17 protein-coding genes and 1 tRNA gene are annotated in these 19688 nt (G+C 67.2%); 9 read left to right on the forward strand and 9 right to left on the reverse strand.

Annotation, left to right across the window (positions count from 1 at the left end; all coding sequences use genetic code 11):
* Window positions 1–4 precede the first annotated feature (4 nt).
* The gene (locus tag WBG99_RS18825; RefSeq protein WP_338897410.1) at window positions 5–1291 is read left to right on the forward strand and encodes an XRE family transcriptional regulator; all 1287 of its coding nucleotides are present in this window, start codon (window positions 5–7) and stop codon (window positions 1289–1291) included.
* Window positions 1288–1827, forward strand: coding sequence for a GNAT family N-acetyltransferase (locus tag WBG99_RS18830; RefSeq protein WP_338897411.1), 540 nt, complete (start codon window positions 1288–1290; stop codon window positions 1825–1827). The genes WBG99_RS18825 and WBG99_RS18830 overlap by 4 nt, the downstream gene beginning before the upstream one ends.
* Before the next feature lie 314 nt (window positions 1828–2141).
* Here WBG99_RS18830 and WBG99_RS18835 read toward each other — a convergent pair whose 3' ends face one another.
* A complete protein-coding gene (locus tag WBG99_RS18835) occupies window positions 2142–4319 on the reverse strand; it encodes an AAA family ATPase (RefSeq protein WP_338897412.1) in 2178 nt (725 codons plus the stop codon).
* A gap of 532 nt (window positions 4320–4851) precedes the next feature.
* Here WBG99_RS18835 and WBG99_RS18840 point away from each other — a divergent pair.
* Complete coding sequence (locus WBG99_RS18840) at window positions 4852–8172, forward strand: type ISP restriction/modification enzyme (RefSeq protein WP_338897413.1); 3321 nt, start codon at window positions 4852–4854, stop codon at window positions 8170–8172.
* A 561-nt stretch (window positions 8173–8733) separates the two neighbouring features.
* On the opposite strand, the gene WBG99_RS18845 is transcribed toward WBG99_RS18840, so the two are convergent.
* A complete protein-coding gene (locus WBG99_RS18845) occupies window positions 8734–8916 on the reverse strand; it encodes a hypothetical protein (protein ID WP_338897414.1) in 183 nt (60 codons plus the stop codon).
* Window positions 8913–9347, reverse strand: a complete 435-nt coding sequence (locus WBG99_RS18850; protein WP_338897415.1) for a hypothetical protein — start codon at window positions 9345–9347, stop codon at window positions 8913–8915. The genes WBG99_RS18845 and WBG99_RS18850 overlap by 4 nt, the downstream gene beginning before the upstream one ends.
* A gap of 143 nt (window positions 9348–9490) precedes the next feature.
* Between WBG99_RS18850 and WBG99_RS18855 the strand changes: the two genes are divergently transcribed.
* Complete coding sequence (locus tag WBG99_RS18855) at window positions 9491–10249, forward strand: GntR family transcriptional regulator (protein WP_338897416.1); 759 nt, start codon at window positions 9491–9493, stop codon at window positions 10247–10249.
* A gap of 59 nt (window positions 10250–10308) precedes the next feature.
* Here the strand turns inward: WBG99_RS18855 and rhuM are convergent, their stop codons facing one another.
* The 4 genes from rhuM to WBG99_RS18875 form a co-directional block, all read right to left on the reverse strand.
* Window positions 10309–11010, reverse strand: a complete 702-nt coding sequence (rhuM, locus tag WBG99_RS18860; protein WP_338897417.1) for a RhuM family protein — start codon at window positions 11008–11010, stop codon at window positions 10309–10311.
* Window positions 11007–11993, reverse strand: coding sequence for a hypothetical protein (locus WBG99_RS18865; RefSeq protein ID WP_338897418.1), 987 nt, complete (start codon window positions 11991–11993; stop codon window positions 11007–11009). Before WBG99_RS18865 ends, rhuM begins: the two co-directional genes overlap by 4 nt.
* 63 nt (window positions 11994–12056) lie before the next feature.
* Entirely contained in the window at window positions 12057–12464 is a 408-nt protein-coding gene (locus WBG99_RS18870) for a hypothetical protein (RefSeq protein ID WP_338897419.1), read from the reverse strand.
* A 177-nt stretch (window positions 12465–12641) separates the two neighbouring features.
* Complete coding sequence (locus WBG99_RS18875) at window positions 12642–12842, reverse strand: hypothetical protein (protein ID WP_338897420.1); 201 nt, start codon at window positions 12840–12842, stop codon at window positions 12642–12644.
* Between the two features lie 168 nt (window positions 12843–13010).
* Between WBG99_RS18875 and WBG99_RS18880 the strand changes: the two genes are divergently transcribed.
* From WBG99_RS18880 to WBG99_RS18890, 3 genes are all read left to right on the forward strand, one after another.
* The gene (locus WBG99_RS18880) at window positions 13011–13412 is read left to right on the forward strand and encodes an excalibur calcium-binding domain-containing protein (protein ID WP_338897421.1); all 402 of its coding nucleotides are present in this window, start codon (window positions 13011–13013) and stop codon (window positions 13410–13412) included.
* Between the two features lie 42 nt (window positions 13413–13454).
* Complete coding sequence (locus tag WBG99_RS18885) at window positions 13455–14198, forward strand: TSUP family transporter (protein WP_338897422.1); 744 nt, start codon at window positions 13455–13457, stop codon at window positions 14196–14198.
* A gap of 422 nt (window positions 14199–14620) precedes the next feature.
* Window positions 14621–15820 carry a PP2C family protein-serine/threonine phosphatase gene (locus WBG99_RS18890; RefSeq protein WP_338897423.1) on the forward strand — a complete coding sequence of 400 codons (1200 nt, stop codon included), beginning with the start codon at window positions 14621–14623 and terminating at the stop codon, window positions 15818–15820.
* Window positions 15821–16713: 893 nt separating this feature from the next.
* On the opposite strand, the gene WBG99_RS18895 is transcribed toward WBG99_RS18890, so the two are convergent.
* Together WBG99_RS18895 and WBG99_RS18900 are read right to left on the reverse strand one after the other, a co-directional pair.
* Window positions 16714–16787, reverse strand: a tRNA-Met gene (locus tag WBG99_RS18895).
* A 77-nt stretch (window positions 16788–16864) separates the two neighbouring features.
* Window positions 16865–18022, reverse strand: coding sequence for a dihydrofolate reductase family protein (locus WBG99_RS18900; RefSeq protein ID WP_338897424.1), 1158 nt, complete (start codon window positions 18020–18022; stop codon window positions 16865–16867).
* Window positions 18023–18160: 138 nt separating this feature from the next.
* Here WBG99_RS18900 and WBG99_RS18905 point away from each other — a divergent pair, with 138 nt between their 5' ends.
* A complete protein-coding gene (locus WBG99_RS18905) occupies window positions 18161–18679 on the forward strand; it encodes a MarR family transcriptional regulator (protein ID WP_338897425.1) in 519 nt (172 codons plus the stop codon).
* A gap of 160 nt (window positions 18680–18839) precedes the next feature.
* A complete protein-coding gene (ribA, locus tag WBG99_RS18910) occupies window positions 18840–19490 on the forward strand; it encodes a GTP cyclohydrolase II (protein WP_338897426.1) in 651 nt (216 codons plus the stop codon).
* Window positions 19491–19688: the final 198 nt, after the last annotated feature.

Below are 19688 nucleotides of genomic sequence, written 5' to 3' on the forward strand. Positions count from 1 at the left end.
CCGCATGGACACCACCCGCAACACCGTTCTTGAGGCGTGGATGACCGAACACGGCTACAGCTCCAACAGCCTCGCCGAGGCCGTGAACAGGGCCATTGAACGGTTGACCGGGCGCCCTGGAGGACTCGACGGCTCATCGGTCCGGGCATGGAAAGCGGGCCGGGTCACGTGGCCAAAGTCAGCCGCCCGCAAGGCACTTGAGGACGTCACCGGACTACCCGCCGTCGCTTTAGGGTTCGTGCCACGGGGCCGGCCGTCGTCCACCCCGGCCCCACCACAGCAGGAGGACCCCGACATGAAGCGCCGTACTCTCGTCGGTGGCATCGCTGCGGCGGCCGCCGCAGCAGCAGCCGCACCGGGCACCGCATCGCCGCGCCGTATCGGCATAAGCGACGTCAACCGCCTGAACAAGCGCTTCGCCGAGATCATCGCCAGCGACCACCGCCACGGCGGACAACTCGGCATCGAGCAGCGGGCCGCCGCCCTCGCCGACGAGGCCCTCAACCTCCAGAACGCCGGCAGCGCCACCCAGCGGGTACGCAGCAACCTCTACGCCTCAGCAGCCGCCTTCCGCTCCTCCGCGATGTGGGCGGCCATCGACGGCCGGCGCTACGACGTCGCCAAGGCGCACATGCGCGAGGCCCAGGCCCTCGCCGAGATGTCCGGCGACCAGGCGATCAAGTTCCGCATCTGGAGCCACGCAGGCACCATGTACCGCCACATGGGCCGCCCCGCCGACGCGCTCGCCGCCAACGACGTCGCCCGCAACCTGCACCTCACCCGCCGTGACCCCCTGTTCGCCTCCCTCGGCCTGGCCCGCCAGGGCGCCATCCACGGCACGGCACAGGACCGCACCGGCGCCCGCCGGGCCTTCGAGCAGGCGCAAGACGCCATGCTGCGCGCCGACCCCACCGATTACCGGCCGGTGTGGATGCTCGCCTTCTACGACCAAGCCGAGCTGGACTCCCTGGCCCTGTCAGCGCACTTGGCGCTCGGCGACTACTCGACCGCCGAGTACCACGCCCACCGCTGCCTGTCCGCCCTCCGGCCCCATATGATCCGGTCCCGCGCCATCGCCACCACCCGGCTCGCACACGCCCAGCTCGCCCAGGGCGCCCCCGACGCCGCCACTGCCACCGCGATGAAGGTCCCCGCCGAAGCCGCCACCCAGCACGCCCGGGTCACGCGCATGCTGCAGGAGTTCGGGGCCGCACTGCGCGCCACCGCGGCGGGCAGCTCTACCGTGCAGACCTGGACTGAGCACACCGCCAACTGGAGGATGGCCGCATGACCACGGCGCCCGCCATCGAACTGCGCACCTTCACCACCCTCGACACCGCCCGCGGCGACCTCCTCGACGTGTACGCCGACGTACGCGCCCCGCTGCTCCACCTGCCGAACTACGCAGTCACCGCGTTCGGCGAGCGCCTGGACCGGCACAGCACCGAGCCGGGATTCACGGCCGTCCTCGCGTACGCAGACGGATATCCGGTCGGCTACGCCTACGGCAACACCATCGAGCACGGCGACCGGTACTGGCAGCGCACCAGCCCGACGCCGGCGGAGAAGTACACCGAGCGTCCGGCGGTGGCCTTGAAAGAGATCGGCGTCCGGCCTACCTGGCGGAAGACCGGCACCGCCCGCCGCATCCACGATGCCCTCCTCGCCACACGCGACGAACCGTTCGTCACGCTCATGGTCAACCCGGCCGCTGGCGACGGAAAGGTCCACGCACTCTACAAGTCGTGGGGGTACGAGGACATCGGGCAAAGCCAGCCGTCACCGGCTTCACCGGTCCTCATCGTGATGATCCGCGCCATCCGCTGACCCACAGGCGCGCGCAGCACGGGAGTTGGTGCTCGGAGTCCATTCGCGGGCCTGTCCGGCGGGCAGCGACCTCCGCGGCCGCGGTAGAAAGCGGCAGACTGAGCATTCGGCTACACCCGCATGGTCACCGAACCACCCGTCCGCGCCGGTCCGAGGCGCCGGACGCCAGGCGACCAGCCCGCTCTTCGTTGGCGAAGGGAAGCTCTGTCGCCCAGCTGAAACCGGACGACCACCCCGAGTCCTCAAGCCCGCCATCGAGTCGATGCCCCTGCTGGTTGCCGCGGATGGCATTGAATAGTGGATAGGTCTCATCCTCAATCCCCAACCGGGGACGGGGCAACCGACTCTGACCCCGGTTGATTTGGGATCTTACTAACCAGTTCCGAGGACATCACCCCGAAGAATGACTCGAAAACCAAGTCGAATTCACATTGATCTGCATCCTTGAATGCGGGCAAACCCCTAATGTCTTCCGCAGTCACATGGCGTTCGCAGAATGTGCGAGCGCGGTCGTTCTTGTTTGCGGACTCGTTTTTTCCCAGCGGCGGGTAGTAATCTTCAATTGCGCCGCGCTCCCAAACGTAGATGTCCTCCTTGCGCAGCGCCTGCAGTAGTTCTAGTTTCATTTTTCTGAGTTCAGGCTGTGCAGCCTCTTCCAAGATTCTTCGCATTGTTCCTGAAGTGGAGCGCGCAAAGAATTCGTTGACGGCATCGTCGAGTTCATCCCATTCGCACAGTCCTTGCGCGTACAACTCTCGCTTGCTTCGGGCCTGTTTCCAGAGCTGCTGCACTTCGCCGCTGGAGCGCATGCTTTTCAAGGTCCTTCCGGATACTTCAGAGCCCAGGTCTTCGGCCTCGGCCATCTCCTTCACCTTGGCAACTAGGAGGTCTCGCATGCCGTGACAGTCTTTGCTGGCGCCCAGCTTATCGAAACCACTGATTAGAGCGTCCAAGTCGGCTAGTACGGCGACCCGCATTTCGAATCGTGAGAAGAAATTTCGGTAGCGTGCGATGCTACCTTTCCCCTCCACCTTGGCGATTGCTGCTGCATGCTTCTCGAAATCCCACTCCGCGTTGAGAGTCCGAGCGATATGTGGGATAAGTACGTGGTCGCTAGGGCCTTCTACGAGCAGCACAGAATTAGCGAAGAACGCCGCCTCGTTATTTTCATGCTTGATGATCTCGAATTGGTCGCGAGCCTCCATATTTGATAGGTCGATTACGCAGGTTCGGCTCGCTGGCGGGTTCAATGAATGATCCTTAATGACCTTTACGAAGGTCCCAGTTGCTCCAGGTGCATAGAACGAAGAGGAGTGGGTGCTAACTAGTACATCGTTGAACTCGGAGAAATAGGTTAGGGCTTCGAAGAGTTTGCGCTGGGCCCGTGGGTGCAGGAATACCTCAGGTTCCTCGAAGAGGAGCAGGCAAGGTTGCTGAGTGCGGTCCGTCGTGACTGGACGGGAAGTCTTCATGTCTACATATGCGCGAAGGATGGCGAAGGCGACTGACCTTCGAAGGCCATCTCCCTTAGTCTTAAAATGGCCGCTGATCCCATCGTTGATAGAGATCTGAGCCTCTTCTAGCAGGCTGCGCAAACGAGGCGGAGGAATTTCCAGCCGAACGTTCGCCCGAGGGAAAGATTCCTGGAGATTGCTTTGAATTAGCGATTCAATTTGTCGCACTTCGGCCAGGCGATCGTCTGACTCCTGACCATTCTCATGCGTGATTACATTGAGCTGACCTCGAAGGGCTTCGAAGGATGACTCCAATTCGGGAAGTTGATGCTCGATTTGCCCGAATAGAAGTGCAAGAAGTCGTCCAAAAGTGGCAGTCGAAGTTGTCTTCACCTCTTCATTGAGCTCCTTCACGGCTGGAATATAGATCGGTTCTGGAAGGAGAGGAGAAATGGATTTATCTAGACCAGTCGGAAGCGTCTCGTCCCCGGTGGTGTAGTCGGCGTCACCGAATGCTTCAGTGATTGCAGAGATTTCTCTCCTCACTGCCGCACGATTAATCTTCCCCTGGAGTTTTTCGGCGACCTCCGGGTATACCGCAGTAACGTTCGCGGCGATAATTTCAGGTGAGAGGCCAGATTTCAGAGTGTCATCAATTACGAGCTTTGTGTAACGATGGTCTTTAGGGACCTTCGTGACGACACGGAATGTTCCTTTTCCAGAGCCCTCGTAGACCCGAGCCAGCGTGATTTTTCCGTCTCGAATCTCCCGCTCGATTCGAGTCTTATGCCCCTCTTCGAGTCGCGTCAAATCGGCTTCAGTGATGCCGCCGAAAGTGAGTTGGATTCTGATTGCTCGCCTTCTGTCGAGAAAATCTGTATCGACGGCGATTCCTGATCGCAGGAACATGTTCAGCGCCTGGAACACGGATGACTTTCCTGCATTGTTCTCGCCAATGAGGCAGCCGAACCGAGAGAAAGGGACATCCACATGCGTGAGTCCGCGGAAATTCTCGATCTTGATGTTTTCGAGGCGCATGGTGCTCCAAGGGACGCTTGAGCCGCAGAGCGATCATCGTAGTTGCCAGTTGCGTGAGTCGGATGTGCTTCCGGAACACGCGTGCAACTGCTGGGGGTTGGTGTAGGGCTGTGGCGATCGCGGCCCAGGTGCGCTGGCGATCGCCGAGACAGACGACACGCCTGCCCCGGTCCTCACGCCGACGATGAATATCGCGACTGCCCCAGCGAGGCTGTTGGCACGGGCCCAAAGCCACTCGTTCGACTGCCAAGGGAGCGTTGCCTGCTGACGAGATCTGGCACGGCACATCCAAGCCGAGTTCCACTTTCAAGCTCTCCGGAGTCCTGGTGACCCGGTGTAGCCGTCGCAGGACGATGACATTGGTGCTTCTGTGCGCCCCTGCATGCACCCTCCAGGCGCCCCGCGCTCCCCTCCTACGGTCATGGAACAGCGAGGGCCGGAAAAGTCCGGCCCTGACGGGGAGCACGGTGCGGCAGGTGGCCGCACTGACCTGACGTCGGCCGGATCTGCCCGCCTTGGGGATGGGGGCGGTATGGGGTCCCGTCGCAGGATCGACGACAGCTTCGAGCAGGCAGTGCAGGCCGCCGTGTCGACGTTTGGGGCGGAGGTCACGCCAAAGCTGAGAGGCAGTGGGTGGCAGGAAGACCAGCTCCGGGGACCGCTGGAGAACATGATCCGGTCCATATGTCGTGGCCTGGGTCTGGAAGTCACTCTCATCGGCGAAGTCCCACTTGTCGACATGGGAGCCCGCCCGGACTATGCCGTTGAGGTCGGAGGCGCCCTCGTCGGTTACATCGAGCTCAAGAAGCCGGGCACGCAGGCCGACCCGTCCGTCTACACAGGCCGCAACGCCGAACAGTGGGCAAAACTACGGCTGCTCAACAACGTTCTGCTCTGTGACGGGAACGAATTCTCCGTCCACCAAGAGGGCCAACGGGTTGGTGAAGTGGCCCACATGAAGGGCTCGGTTCTCACCTCTGGATCCCGGCTTACCCCCGCCGACGGGACACTCGCGCGGGTGCTACGCGCATTCCTGACCTGGGAGCCGCAGACACCTCGCACCACGAGTCAGCTCATCAGAGCAGTCGCCGGACTCTGCCAACTTCTGTCGGAAGAGGTCGGAGAAGCGATCGCACAGGAGAAGAGCCGTCGACGTCCACCGGCATTCACGACACTCGCCAAGGACTGGCGACACCTGCTGTTTCCGGAAGCAACCGACGCCCAGTTCGTCGAGCAATACGGTCAGGCAGTGGTGTTCGCACTGCTGCTCGCCAGGGTTGAGGAGATCAATTTCGAAGGCGAGACTGTGCATGAGATCGCCACGAAGCTCGGCAAGAAGCACTCGTTGATGGGGCAGGCCCTGGATGTCTTGGCCGGCGACTCTGTTGCTGGCCTGTCCACCACGCTGAACACATTGCTTCGTGTCATCGGCGCGGTCAGGTGGGATGTGCTGGACGATGGCACCGGGGACGCCTACTTCCTGCTGTACGAACACTTTCTCCAGATCTACGACCCGGACCTGCGGATACGCACAGGCTCGTACTACACACCGCGCGGCGTCGTCTCGGCCATGGCGCGGCTCGTCGAGGACGTCCTGAAGCGGGAGGGTTTCCGTATCCCATCCGGCTTCGCTTCTCCCGATGTGGTCCTTGTCGACCCAGCCATGGGCACCGGCACCTTCCTCCTGTCGGCGCTGGAGCTGGCCGCCGAGACCATCACCGAGGCAGAGGGCCCAGGCGCGGTGGGCCCACGTTTGCGAGAGATGGTGGGGCGTCGACTGGTCGGTTTCGAGATGCAGGTTGGTCCGTTCGCTGTCGCGGAACTACGCATGCACGCCATGCTCAAGCAGTACGGGTCCGCGGCCCCCGCCCAGGGACTCAGGCTGTTGGTGGCTGATGCCCTGGACAGCCCGACAGCCGAGTTCAACTGGATCCCCCACACCTACCGGGCGCTCGCGGAATCCCGCCGCCAGGCCAACCAGGTCAAGCGGGACGAGCGTGTCATGGTCGTCATGGGCAACCCGCCTCACGACGCCGTGAAACGGGGCGCTGGCAAGTGGGTGGAACGAGGGGAGCCCGAGGCGGACATCCCGGCCCCGCTGGGGGCCTTCCGGCAACCTGGCAACGGCAGGTACGAGTCGAAGATCGCCAACCTCTACGTCTACTTCTGGCGCTGGGCCACCTGGAAGGTCTTCGACGCACACGACGACGTGCCATTCGGTGTGGTCGCGCTGATCACTCCGAAGGCATGGCTCAAGGGGCGGGCGTTCGCCGGAATGCGGCGTTATCTACGCGAAACCGCCGACGAAGGCTGGATCGTCGACCTGTCCCCGCAGGGCCACCGCGCGGATGTCGCGACCCGGATCTTCCCTGAGGTCGCCCAGGAATTGTGCATCGCGATCTTTGTGCGGTGGCGGGACAGCCCCAGGCCACGGACGGACCAGCAGACTGCCAAGGTAAGACACCTCAAAGTCGGCGGGCGCCGAGACGAGAAGATCGAACGCCTGACGACACTCAGGCTCGACGACCCCGAGTGGCGCGAGTGCGCCACGGGTGAGACGGATGCCTTTCTGCCACCCGGCAGCGACCTGTGGGAGTCCTGCCCGCAGCTGAGAGATCTGATGCCGTGGTCGTCTCGTGGCGTCACGCCTGGGCGCATGTGGGTCTACGCGCCGGACGAGGACACACTTCATAAACGGTGGCAGCGCTTACTCGCCGCGGATACCGAGAGACGCGCCGAGATGCTCGGACGCTCTGGTGAGCGAGCGCCTTCAGACAATGTCCCGCCCCTGCCAGGAGTTGAGTCTCACGGGCGGATACCGCTCGCCGCCGAGCACAGGACAAACCCTCAAACGGTGCGCATTGGGTTCCGCTCGTTCGACCGGCAATACGTGTTGCCGGACAGCCGATTGATGGAGCGAGGCAGAGCGGACCTTTGGCGAGTTCGCAGCGACCGCCAGATCTACACCGTTGAGCAGAACGCCCACCCGGTGGTCAACGGTCCGGCACTGGTCTTCAGCGCCCTCATTACCGACATGGATTATTTCAACAACCGCAGCGGTTGCGCCCGTCCCCTCTACCGCAACGCCGCCGGCACGCTGCCCAACGTCATGCCCGGTCTGCTCCCCCTGCTCGCCGGGCGGCTCGGCATACCGATCGTCGCTGAAGACCTGCTGGCCTACATCGCCGCGATCGCGTCCCACCCGGAGTACACGGCTCGATTCCAAGAGGACCTCGAAGTCCCCGGCGCGCGGATACCCCTCACAGTTGACCTTTGCTTGTGGGAGCAGGCAGTTGCCATCGGCCAGCGAGTCCTCTGGCTACACACCTACGGCGAGCGGTACGTCGACGAGACGGCCGGGAGGCCGTACGGCAGGGTGCTGCTACCACGCGACCGCCCTCGATGCGTCGAGGAGATCCCGGACGATGCGGAAGCCATGCCGGAGAAGCTGGCGTACGACCCCGTGACACAGGATCTGTGGGTCGGCAGTGGACGGATCAGTCCGGTGCCTCGCGCGGTCCGGGAGTACGAAGTGTCCGGGATGAACGTTCTCGACAAGTGGTTCGGCTACCGACGGAGGAACCCCGCCGGCAAGCGACGCCTCGAACTGGACCACGAGGTAGCTCCGCGCTGGCTTCCCTCATGGACAACGGAGCTGCTGGAGTTGCTGAATGTCCTCGGCCTGCTCGTGCGAGAGGAGCCAGCACAGGCCGATCTCTTAAATGATGTGTGCGCGGGCCCACTGATCACGGTGACGGACCTGACCACAGCGGGGATCCTCCCTGTTCCCACAGAGGCAACCAAGGCGCTGAAGGCAACATCGGACGCGGGCGACGCACTATTCGACCTGTAAGCGAAGGAGCGGCCGCCGAACCACGTGCAACTGGTCCAAGTCGTTGCGAACCTGCGACTCGACTCGACCCGATCGGGCACGAGTCCGCTCCCACCCCGGAGCATGCTGGGACTGCGAGCGCCAGAAGCAGTAGCGCCGCACCTACATTGCTGCTGAACGTGCTGCTCAGCCGACCTCTTCTGCGTGAGCGATGCGTGAGCGGACGGAACCGCACAGGCCATCACCGAGAAGACCGCGTCACGAGTCACATCAGTCCTGACCAGGGGGTTCCGGACACCGAAGAACCGTCCGGAACCCCCTAGCAAGCTTTGGCCAGGACTTTTAATCCATTGGTTGTGGGTTCGAGTCCCACAGGGCCTACGCAAGAGCCCCAGTTCAGACCACACCTGGACTGGGGCTCACGCCGTTTTCGGGGGCTGAGTGATCGATTGCTCGCCCATTGCTCGCCCGGAGTGCAGGCGATCAAGATATGGAGCGGCCCCGGCCGGGATTCGCGTACCGGCCGGGGCCTGTCCCGCCCGCCCCCAGGAACTCACGCGGTGCAGGGACGGGCGGGGGTCTCTACCGACTGGTCTGGCTGTACGTGTGCCAGTGCGGGCCGTCGTGCCCGATCGGATCGGTGCAGTGGACCCATGTGTGACGGTGCTCCGCCCAGCACATCCCGCCCAGCCCCTGAGGCCTGGCCGGGTCGGCTACGGAGGTCTTGACCGGCTTGGCGGTCTTCGTCGTCTGCTGCTTGCTCACTGGCTGCCTCCTGGCTGGTCGGATTCCGGGATGAGGGTGCCGGGCCGGGCGCAGGCCGAGCAGGCATAGACCTCGGCGCTGAGGTCGTGGGCGCCCATGTGTCCCTGGGCTCTGCCGATGCTGACGGCGTCGGCCCGTATGGCCTCGCCGCAGAAGCAGCACGCCCACCCGGCGGTCTGCGCCCACGTCAGGCCCATGACGGGTGGCGGCTCGGGCAGGAGTTTCGAGTCGGCTTCCGTCAGGGGTGTGAGGTTGTTCGCCTGGCGGCATCGCTCGCACGCGAACACCCTTCCGTCGAGGCTGATGCGTACGGGGCGGGCGGTGTCGCTCAGCCCGCTGTGCCAGCTGCACCAGGCGATCGTGCGCGGGGGCTCGTGCTGTTCCGTCAGGCCCTTGAATGGCTTTTGACACGTATGACCGGACTCGGGCATAGCTGTCCCCCGGATTCGCGGTTTCCAGGATACGGATAGTGCTTATCTGTATCCAGATTGTCGGGGTGATTGTTGATGGTCAAGCGGAACGGGAGAGTATGTGTATCCGGATTGACGTGATCGCTCGAAGTGGGGGTGCCGTGGTGGCGCAGCCTGAGTACCTACGGATCGCCGCCGACCTGCGACGCCGCATCTCTCCAGGCGGGCAGTTCGGGCCGGGCGACCAGATCCCGACGATCCCCGAGCTGTGCACCGAGTACGGCGTATCCGAGGCCCCGGTCCGCAACGCGCTGCGCCTGCTCGCCAGCGAGGGCCTTACCGAGAGCCGGGCCCGCGCAGGTACCCGCGTGCGGATTCGGCCGCCGGTCCACCGCATGGCGGCCGACCGCTACCGGTCCGCACCCGGGGGCAGGTCGACTCCGTTCACCCAGGACCAGGGGATCGGCTGGTCGGAGTACCGGCTCGACAAGCGGTTCGAGAGGGCGCAGGCGGACACGGAGTTGGCGGCGCTGTTCGAGTGCGAGGTGGGCGAACCTCTCCTCGCACGCCACTTCGTGTTCTACGACAACGATCAGCCCACCCAGATGTCGACGTCCTACGTGCGGTGGTCGGACGTCGCCGGCACGCCGGTCTCGGATCCGATCAACGAGCCGTGGCCGGGCGGGACTCGGGCGCAGATGGCGAGCATCGGCCTGCGGGTCACCAGGATCACGGAGTCGTTCACCACGGGCATGCCGACCGAACTGGAGGCGGCGACGCTACGGATCGGCTCAGGGGTGCCAGTGCTGCGGTACACGCGTCGGCACATCGCTGACACGGGCCGGGTCGTTGAGGTGGCCCACCCGATCGTGTGGCGCGGCGACACCACCGTCGTGGACTTCGTCATCGACCTCGACGACTGACCCCGGGTATGACGAAAGCGGCCCCGCTCTCCCGGAGGAGCGGGGCCGCGGTGGCTACGTCAGGCCGCGATCTGGCGGTTGGCCATCGCGAGTTCGACCTCGACGAGGTGCCGCCACTGGACGAGCGACAGGTGCATCCCGTCGTCGGCGATGTCCTCGGCGCGCAGACACAGCCGGCCAACAAGCCGGTTCAGCTCGGTGAGGTAGTTCTTCGCGACCTTACGGACCGCTTTCCTGACGCTCGGCTCGGGCTTGCCCTCGTCGATACCCGGCCAGGTCACGAGAGTCCGGGCCTGCTTGATCTCCTCGGCGGTCATGCCGACGACCTGGAGGTAGAGCTTGTTCTGGGTAGCCGCGAAGAAGAGCCGAGTGGCCTTGCTGCTCGGCTCGTAGTCGGGCGCATTCTCGGCCATCATGTCGCGGAAGAGCCGGTAGTCGATCATCTCTCGTGCTCGGGCAAGCGCGGTACGGCGGGTCTCGATCTCGGTGAGCGCGCCGAGTTCGGCCTCACGGGTGCGTACCGCGAAGTAGACCCTGGCCTGGGCCACAGCCTCCTTCGTGTCGTCGCCGGCCATGGCCGTCAGGTAGGCGCCGAAGCGTGTCAGTCGGTAGTCGTCGAGCTTCTGGTTTCCCCAGCGCCCGCCATCACTTCGGGATGCGGCGAAGTGATGCGCCGCCTGGTCGTCGCCGTGCACCAACGCGAGTGACGCCTTGGCCTTCTCGACCACGGTGGCGAAGTCTTCCCAACGGGAGTACGTCATGAGCGGCTGCATTTCGCGGCCGGTCCAATACTCGCGGCCGTATGCGTCCGTCCGGCGGATAAGTACGCCACCCGCGGTCGAACCGCTGCGGCGTCCTCGGCCAACGCGTCGTAGAGCGCCTCGACCAGCGCGCGGCCCGTCTCCCGCTTCTTGTTCAGCCACACGCTCTTCGTCGTTCCGCCGGCCGACGCCCACCACAGCTGGGCCATGGGCCGGGTCAGCATGGCCGGGCTGAACGCGCCTTCCAAGCGGTCGTCCTCGTGCGCGAACGCCTCGTCGATGAACCCCAGGTCAAGCGTCAGGCCATGAGCCGCCTTCTCCGTGTTCGCCGTGATGCCCATCTTGGAACGGGTGCGGCCCCACAGAATCGCCTCGTTGCCGTTGCTCTTCCGGATGCGCGCCATCCGGGCCAGGTCCGAGCCGGAGATCTTCTCCCGGAACTCGTCCTCCCAACGCTGCCGGGCCATGCCCCGGGTCTGCGCCGCATACACGGTGGTCTGCCGCTGCCACGCCAGCGACCGATGCACCTGGGCGGCGAGGCACAGCTCCGTCTTGCCCTGCTGCCGGGGAACGCTGACGCCCACCTCGCGGTGCGCGAACAGCCCGGTCACCGGGTCGATCTCCAGCGCGACGTCGGACACGTACTTCTGCCACGGCATCGGCGGGGCGCCGAGCCGGGTCATGACCTTCCACAGCTTCGGCCCGAGCGAGGGACGGTCCGGGTTTCGAGGCGTCCCCCACAGCGGCGGGCACTCCAGCCCGTACCTGCACTTGTGGAGGCAGACGGGGCAGCCCTTGACGCCGTGGATGGGTGCGAGGATGTCGGGGTCGAGGCGTGCTCCGCCCTTGCTGACGGGGTGGATGTGGTCGGCGGTGTCGCTGGCGCCGTGGCCGCAGACGATGCACACGTCGGATGCGGCGAGGATGCGGGCGCGGAGTTGCCGGTACTCGTAGCTGGTGAGTTCGTCGCGGTCGGTGGCCACGTTCACCCCCTGGCATGCCGCGGCCCGGCCTGCGTGGTGCGGGCCGGGACGGAGTTGGCGTGGTCAGGTCTTGGGGCAGAGCGTCTTGCGCAGCCCGATGTTGAGGTGCGCACCGTCGTCGTCGGTGAGCGTGATCCCGTTGTAGGAGAACCGCTCAGCGGCGAGGTGGTCCGGGTTCTTGGCGCCGCCGTTGAGTCCCGAGCACTGGTTGCGCGCGGCGTCGATGGCCTTGTCCTCGTCGGCGGTGAGCTTGGCGTTGACGTCGTGGATGGCGGCGAGGAGGGCGTCACGCTTGGCGCCGGTGGGCTCGGCGGGGATGCCGGCGGCCTTCTCAGCGGCACTGTTGTCGGTGCTGGGTTGGCTGCTGCTCTCGATGGTCTTGGGCTCGCTGTCGTTGTTGTCGCTGCTGCAGCCGACGAGCGCGATGGCGAGCGCGGCCGTGGCTACGACGATGGTCGTACGGATGCGCATGATTCCCCCTGGTAGTGCTGGTGCGTCACGGGTGTGACGTGTGGGGGATGGCGATGGTTGTGCTGTGACACGACGAAGCCCCGACTGTGAGCGGCAGCCGGGGCTTCGTCGTGTGTCTGTGGTGCCGGTTGAGGGCACGCTTGTACAACCGGATCGTGACACGCGGCTGACCTGCGGTCAAGCGGCGTTGCGGGTGCGCCTCTCGATGGCGAGTGCCGCGACGTCCCGCCAGGCGTACCAGGGTTGCCGCTCGGTGCCGCCGGAGCGGGGGAGTCGGCCGCGTTGGACGAGTTTGCGGACGCCGCCGAGGGTGATGCCGAGCTGTCGGGCGGTCTGGTGGGCGGTGGGGTGGCCGGGCCGGATGTTGAGCGACTCCATGACGCCAGTGTGCAACGTGCAGGCGGCTCGGGGGCGTGGTGCACTGATGGTCGGTGGCTGTTCGACACGGCGGTGGTGGTGGCTATGGCTGGCACTGGTGGGCGGCGGGGGCCCGTGTGGCGCATTCGGCGGCGCTGGGCGGCTGCGGGATGGCCCGGCAGGATCCTCATGGCTGCGCTGGGCGCGGTAGCCGGATTCGTGGTGGTCCTCGTTGTCCTGGGGGCGATCCTCGGCCCCCTGGGGTACGTCGATGAGACGCCGGACTCGCCGTCTACGCCGAGTGTTTCTCCGACGACCACGGAGCCTGGGGTGCCAACGCCGTCCAGGCCTCCGGTGACGGAGACGGCTACCGTGACGGCCCCTCCTGTGCCTGTCCCGGAGTCGACCGTCACCGAGACTGTGGAGCCTGAGCCCACGCAGTCGCCGGCCGAGCCGGAGCCGACGGCTGTGTTCTACGAGAACTGTGACGAGGCGCGGGCCGCTGGGGCAGCGCCACTTATCGTCGGGGAGCCGGGCTACCGCCCAGAGCTTGATCGTGACGGCGATGGCGTGGTGGCTTGCGAGATCTGAGGGCGGCTCGGAGCCGTACGTTCGACGCACTCAGCGACTCTGGTGTTCGGTGCGGGAGCGGTCATCGGTGTTCTGGGCGGGGCGGAGTTCCGGCTGCCGCTGCTGATCGGCCTGTTCGGGTTCGCCGCGCTCTCAGCGGTGATCCTGAACAAGGCGATGAGCCTGGTCGTGGTCCTGGTCGCGCTGCCCGCCCGCCTGGCAGCGGTCCCGGCCTCCGAGGTGGCCGCACACTGGCCTGTCGCCACGAACCTCCTGGTGGGGAGCCTGCTGGGCGCCTGGGCCGGGGCGGCCTGGGCGGTACGTATGCGCGGCTCCACCCTCTACAAGGTGTTGGCGGCGCTGATGGTGCTCATGGCCGCAGCCCTGCTGGTCACTCACACCGTCACCCCGGGGACGCTCACGCTGTCGTTGTGGGCCCAGGTGCCTTGCGGAGTCGTGGCCGGGTTCGGCATCGGGGTGGTCGCGGCGATCATGGGTGTGGCCGGGGGCGAGCTGCTGATCCCGACGATCGTGCTGTTGTTCGCGGTGGACGTCAAGATTGCGGGAATCCTCTCCCTGCTGGTGTCGTTGCCGACCATGCTGGTGGCCTTCGCCCGCTACAGCCGTGACGGCAGCTTCGCTGTGCTCGGTACCAACCTCCGCTTCACCATGGTCATGGTTGCAGGCCCGATCGCCGGTGCAGCGCTCGGCGGACTGCTCCTCGGCGTGCTCTCGGACCTGGTGCTCATCCCCGCGCTGGTCGTGATCCTGCTCGTATCCGCGGTCAAGCTCGCCCGCCACGACTGAGCTTGTGGAGTCGATGTCCGTGGCGTCAGCGGTTGCGCCAAGTGTGGTGGCCGTGTGTTCCGTTGGGTGCCAGACGTGGATGGGTGGTGAGCTCTGCCGCCTGCTTCCGGAGCGGGGGGACCGTGGGGGCTCTTTCGTTGTGCTCGCCGTTCTTGGACGGGCTGTCCGTCGTGCGTTACCGGGGCGCCGATCGCGCACACCACGGGTCAGGTCCCCACGCTCGCCATCACGACCCCGAGCATGAGGCCGACCAGGCTCCTGTCGTGCCGCGCGCAACCCCAGCTGTCCTGTGGAAGCGGACTCTGATTGTGTGTCATCGGGTTGCTCCCGGTCCCTTGGCGCGCACGTGTTGAAGCTGGTCTCGCGGTTGGGATGCCTGTCGTGTCGGTGGGAAGGAGAGTTCGCAACCAAGGGAGGCTGATGTGGCGCGTGATCGGATCGGACTGGCTGAGGTGCTGGCAGCGGCGGAGAATGCCGCGCCGGTGGGCTCCCTCGACGTCGTGGCGTGTAATCTGCGCGACCGGTTCGGCGCGCGGTACGTGTCGTTCCTGTTCGTCGACGTCGTCGGGCGACGCCTGCTGCGGGTCAGCGAGAAGGCGGCTACGCAACAGGAGCGCCGCACCGATCAGATCCCCCTCGACGGCAGCGACTACGACGAGGTTCTGCGCACCCAGAAGCTGGTGCGGGCACCGGAGGGCGAGCAGGGGCAGCGGGTGCTCGCCCCCGTCTCCAACCGCGGTGACACCATCGGGGTCCTGGAGGTGTTCCTCACCCAGGTCACGCCGGGCGTGCTGGAGCAGGTGGAAGAGGCCGCGCACGCGCTGGCGTACATCATCGTCACCGACCGTCGGTTCACCGACCTCTACCACTGGGGCAACCGCACCACCTCGGTCAGCCTGGCCGCGGAGATCCAGCGCCAGCTCCTGCCCTCGGCCCCTTCCTGCGAGGCCGCCGAGTTCGCCCTCGCCGGTGCCCTGGTCCCGGCCTCCGACATCGCCGGCGACACCTACGACTACTCCCTCGACCACGACACCCTGCACCTGTCCATCACCGATGCCATGGGCCACGACGTCGACGCCTCCCTCATGGCCACCCTCCTGGTCAACGCCTCCCGCGGCGCCCGCCGCGCCGGGACCGACCTTGCCGAACAGGCCCGCGAGACCCACCGGGCCCTCCTCGACCACGGCCGACGGACCTTCGCCACCGGCCAGTTGGTGCGCATCGCCCTGGACGGGACCAGCGCCCAGCTCGTCAACGCCGGTCACCTCTGGCCGCTACGGCTGCGCGACGGCACGGTCGACGAAATCCAGCTGCAGATCAACCTGCCCTTCGGCGTCGCCGCGCAGGGCCCGTACCAGGTGCAGGACATCGACCTGCGCCCCGGCGACCGCCTCGTGCTCTACACCGACGGCATGCAAGAACGCCAAGCGGAAGCAGTCGACCTGCCCGGCCTCATCCGTGCTACCGCCACCGAGCATCCCCGCGAGGCCGTGCGCGCCATGGTCGCCGCGGTCACCGCCGCCTGCAACGGCCGTGTGAGAGACGACGCCACCGTCCTGTGCCTGGACTGGTACGGCCCTCAGCCCGGAGGCCGCCGCGCGAACACCGGAGCCGACGCCTGACCCAGCCACACAACCCCGACGCGCTCGACTTCGATCGGCGGTGGCGCGCTATGGCGCGTTGCGGACGCGTGAGGTCCTCACCGGGCCGGATGAAGAGGGAGAGGGCGATGTCGCGGGCGGGCAGGGCGATCCGTACAGCGTGCCGTTGTCGCGGCGCGGACGCGCTGGAGTTGCCGGCGCTCGGTGAGGTGAACGCTCGAAAAGCGGCCTACGGGCGACAGGTGTCCGTTCGCTCCGCTCGGCGGGCCGGGGCGTCGTGGCCCCAGGGCGGCGCGGCGCTGGGTGCGACCAAGCAGGCGGCCTGGGAGGCGCACAAGCGCCGGATCGACGGGCAGGCCGCGCGGGAGGGGGGCCCGGGCCACTGGGGCTGGGACGAGAACGACGTCGCAGCCGCCCGTACGCTCGTCGGCGACCTCGACGAGAACAAGGAGGGCCAGGAGGGCCAGGAGGGCCAGGAGGGCCAGGAGGGCCAGGAGAGTCACGTGGGGAGTGGGAAGGCGTTGAGTGAGCCCGCACAGGCGGCGACCGAACCGGCCCGCCCGGCCCGATCACGGTCCGGGGCCCACCACCTGACCCCCCACCGCGCCATCCGCCTCTTCCGGCTCCACATTCCCCAGGCGGTCCTGGACGACGTGGCCCAGCGGCTCGACGCCACCCGGTGGCCGGACGCCCACCGCTCCCGGCTGGGCACAGGGAGTGCCGCTCACGTATCTCAAGGAGTTGGCGGCGTGGCTGCCGTCGCGCTGGGGGGCGGTCCGGGCGGCGGACAGTGCGCATGCCCTGAAACCCAAACGGAGGCAAGGGGGACACGTGGACGAGGTGGGCACGCGCGGGAACGTGGAAAACACCCTGGGCCCGGAATCCTCATCGGATTTCGGGCCCAGGGCCTTCAGTAGCGGGGACAGGATTTGAACCTGCGACCTCTGGGTTATGAGCCCAGCGAGCTACCGAGCTGCTCCACCCCGCGTCGTTGAAACCAGTGTACGCCATGCGCGGGGCCCTCAGCACACCGTTCACGACGGCGGCCGATCATCGCCGGTTCGCTCAGCCGACGACATGCCTGTTGGGTGCCTTGGCACGCTCCTCGTACTCGGGCAGGACGACCACCTCGGCCCCCTCCGCCGAGAGCACCGCGTTGCCGACGGCCGCGTCCTCGACGAACGTGTCCGGCTCGCGCCAGGCCGTGACGACGCGTCGTACGCCCGCGTCGAGGACGAGCCGGGCGCAGGGCGCGGGGCGGGAGGCGCGGTGGGCGCACGGTTCCAGGCTGCTGTAGACGGTGGCGGAGGCGAGGCGCGGGTCGGCGGGGTCGAGCTTGGCGAGGGCGGCCTCCTCGGCGTGGACCACGGGGTCGCCGTCCTCGCGGGAGTGGCCGCGCGCCAGTTCCGTACCGTCCTCGGCGACCACGACCGCGCCCACGCTGAACGCGGTCCGGGAGGGCGGGCACTCGGCGGCCAGTTCGCAGGCCAGTGCCAGCCAGTGCCGGTCGGCGGCGGAGACGGCCCGGCCGGTACCGGGGACGGTGGGGGCGTACCGGATGAGGACGACGTCGCCGACCGGCCGGGTCTCCAGCAGGCGGAGGCGGCTGCGCGGGCCGCCGGGGTACGCGCCCGTCCCGAGCATGCGCGGCGCGTCCGCCTCGCCCACGAACACCGGTGCGACGGCCAGGAGCAGCTCGTCCGCGAGCCCCTGCTGGAGCAGCTGGGTGTGCACGAGGCCGCCGCCCTCCACCATGAGGCGCCGGATGCCGCGTACGTCTCCGAGATGGTCGAGGAGGGCGGGCCACTCCGGGGCGGGGCCGAGGGACACGACGGCCACGCCCGTCGGCCCGGTCGGCAGGCCCGCTCCGCGGAGCCGCTCCGCGCCCCTGTCCGTCGTGTACACGACCTTCTCGCCGCCGGTGTGCCAGAACTGGGCCGCCGGGTCGAGATCGCCGGACGCGCTGACCGTCACCTTCAGCGGGTACTCCGGGAGCCCGGCGGCGACGCGGGTCGCGCGCCGCTCGGGGGAGTTGACCAGCAGCCGGGGGTTGTCGGTGCGTAGAGTGCCGGCGCCGACCAGGATCGCGTCGCTGGCCGCGCGCACCTCGTCGACCCGGTCGAAGTCGGCCGGGTTCGACAGCAGCAGCCGTTCGGGCCCGGTGTCGTCCAGGTAGCCGTCGAGGGAGACGGCGGCGGACAACAGGACGTAGGGCTGGGGCATGGGCGCGCTCCCTGACGGTGACGGTGGTGATCACTGCGAAGGTGGTGATGACTGTGCCGGGGGCGGTCACCGTGACGGTGACGATGACTGCGACGGCACGACTTGGTTCAAGTTTTAAACAGTAACTACACTGTACGTATGACGACCCGCTGGCTCACCCCCGAGGAACAGCGTGCCTGGCGTTCCTACGTGGCCGCGAGCTCCCTCCTGGAGGACGCGCTCGACCGGCAGCTCCAGCAGGAGGCCGGCCTGCCGCACCTCTACTACTCCGTGCTGGCCGCCCTCTCCGAGGTGCCCGAACGCCGGATGCGGATGACCGATCTCGCCGAGTCCCTGAAGATCACACGCAGCCGGCTCACGTACGCCGTGACCCGGCTGGAGAAGGACGGTGTGGTGCGGCGCGAGGAATGCCAGTGGGACAAGCGAGGCAGTGTCGCCGTGCTCACCGACGAGGGCATGGCCCTGCTGGAGCGCGCGGCGCCGGGCCATGTCGAGATGGTCCGCAAGGCCGTCTTCGACCACCTCGGCCCCGAGCAGATCGGGCAGCTGGAGGAGATCTGCGCGGCCATCGCGACGGCGATCCAGGGCGAGGGCCGGCGGACGTCCGCCCCCGGCGACCTGCCGTGGCGCCGCCGCGCCTGCCCGCCGAGGCGGTAGCGGTCCCCCGCGCGGTCGCTGTGGCGGCGGGAATGTGACGCATCCCCAATGCGGCCTCGGGCTATTGCTTGAACTTTGAAGCATGGGTTAGAGTCACCGCGAGCGCTGTGCTTCAAATCTGAAGCACAGCGGCACCTCGCACCAGGACCGGAGAGCCCGCATGCCCGACTTTCCCGCTGCCACCGCGCGTGCCCGCGTCCGGGTACCGCTGCGTTTCCACGACGGCTACGGCGCCGACGCCGAACTGGTCACCTTCCACGGCCTCGTCGACGGCCAGGAGCACGTGGCGGTCGTCCTCGGCGATCCCGCCCCCGGCCCGGCCCCGCTGGTCCGGTTGCACTCCGAGTGCCTGACCGGCGACGTCTTCGGCTCGGCCCGCTGCGACTGCGGTCCGCAGCTGCGCGAGGCGGTGGAGCGGATCGCCGACCGAGGGGGCGTCCTCCTCTACCTCCGTCAGGAGGGCCGGGGCATCGGCCTCTACAACAAGCTCGACGCGTACGCCCTCCAGGACCAGGGCCTCGACACCTACGAGGCGAACGCGGCGCTCGGACTGCCGGAGGACGCCCGCGACTACACGGCGGCGGCCCAGATGCTGGCCGCCCTCGGCTTCGACGAGCTGGACCTGCTCTCCAACAACCCCGACAAGGCGCAGCAACTCCGCGACCTCGGCGTCGGCGTCCGGCACCGTGTCCCCACGGGTGTCTTCACCACCGCCCACAACGTCCGCTACCTCCGCGCGAAGGTCCTCCAGACCCAGCACACGCTCCCCCTCCCGGAGCTGACGCACCTGCCGGAACTGACGGCCGGCTGAGCCCCGGGGGACGGGGCCGGGGCGCAGGCGGGTACCGGGTGGGGGCGAGGGCGAACCGGCGGTGCGCCCACTAGCCCACTCGGCCCCACCGACTAGCCCGGCGCCCCGACCACGGAAACCCTGTATCCGTGGGGCAGTCAGAGGATGCGGAGGGCGCGAGGGAGCCGGCCGGCAGGCGGTTCTCCCGCACCCGTACCC

This window comes from Streptomyces sp. TG1A-60 (assembly GCF_037201975.1).
Lineage (GTDB): Bacteria > Actinomycetota > Actinomycetes > Streptomycetales > Streptomycetaceae > Streptomyces.